This window comes from Nocardiopsis sp. TNDT3, from assembly GCF_003427465.1.
Lineage (GTDB): Bacteria > Actinomycetota > Actinomycetes > Streptosporangiales > Streptosporangiaceae > Nocardiopsis > Nocardiopsis dassonvillei.
In genome coordinates, this window is the sequence record NZ_QPFC01000485.1 from 1 (window position 1) to 1,404 (window position 1,404).

A 1,404-nucleotide genomic window follows, 5' to 3' on the forward strand; every position below is an offset into this window, starting at 1 on the left:
GGACAGGGTGGTGCGGGGGCGCTTGCGGGGCGCCAGGGCGTTGGGGGAGGCCGGGTCGAGCCAGAACATCTGCGCCCGGGTTCCCAGCGGGAACCCGAGGGCGGGGATGACCGGCGAACTGCTGAGCCAGCCGCCGCTGGGGGTGGCCGAGACCATGTTGCCCCACGCGTCCACGACGTCCACGTGGCAGGTGTCCCCGCGCAGGTCGGCGGGGTTGGCGACGGCGTCCTGGCGTACCGTGGGCTCGCCCGTGGTGCGGTCGCCGGGGGTGCGGCCCGGCACGTACAGCGGCGGTTCGAAGGGTGTGCGGCCGCCGACGGTGCCGGGGCGCTGTTCCATGCTGGCGCGCGCACCGTCGACCAGTGCCGCGCGGCGCGCGGTGTAGTCGGCGCCCAGCAGCTCCTTGAGGGGCACGTCCGTGAAGTCGGGGTCGCCGTACCAGGCCTCGCGGTCGGCGAAGGCGAGCTTGGCCGCCTCGGTCACCCCGTGCACGAAGTCGGCGCTGACCCCGTCGAGCACGTCGCGTCCGGTGCCCAGGGCCTCGGCCAGGCGCAGCTGCTGGAGCATGACGGGCCCCTGCCCCCACGGGCCGGTCTTGTGCACGGTGTGGGTGCCGTAGGCCGCGCTGGCGGGCTCCTCGTAGGAGGCGCTCCAGTCGGCCATGTCCTGCGCGGTGAGCAGGGCCCGCTGGGGCTCGCCCGTGCCGCTGGGGACGGGCGAGGACAGGAAGTCCCCGACCGCCTCCGCGACGAAGCCCTGCGACCAGGACCGCCGGGCCGCCTCGATCTGCGCCTCGCGGTCGCCTCCCGAAGCCTCGGCCTCGGCGACGATCCGCCGGTAGGCGGCGGCCAGGGCCGGGTTGCGCAGCCGGGAGCCGGGGCGGGGCGCGGCGCCGTGCGGGAGGTAGACGGCCGCCGAACCGGCCCAGTGGCGGGAGAAGACGGGGGTGAGGGCCTCGACGGCGGCGGCGATGCGGTCCAGGACGGGGTAGCCGCGCTCGGCCAGCCCGATCGCGTGGTCGAGGACGTCGCGGACGGTCATGGTGCCGTGGTCGCGCAGCAGCAGCATCCAGGCGTCGAAGGAGCCGGGGACGGTGGCGGCGAGCACGCCGCTGCCGGGGATGCGGTCCATGCCCGCGAAGGCGTCGACGGTCGCCGCGGCGGGGGAGACGCCCTGGCCGCACAGGACGCGGGGGGAACTTCCGGCGGCCTGGAAGATGACGGGGACCTCCCCGCCGGGGCCGTTGAGGTGGGGCTCGACCACCTGGAGGGTGAACCCCGCGCCGACGGCGGCGTCGAAGGCGTTGCCGCCGCGTTCGAGCAGGGACATGCCGGTGGCGCTGGCCAGCCAGTGGGTGGAGGCGACCATGCCGAAGTCGCCGCGGAGCTGGGGGCGGGTGGTGAA

1 protein-coding gene is annotated in these 1,404 nt (G+C 75.9%); it reads right to left on the minus strand.

The window, feature by feature from the left end; all coding sequences use genetic code 11:
- A partial coding sequence (locus tag DQW06_RS12615) for a gamma-glutamyltransferase family protein (RefSeq protein ID WP_117198507.1) occupies positions 1 to 1,404 on the minus strand: 1,404 nt, incomplete at both ends.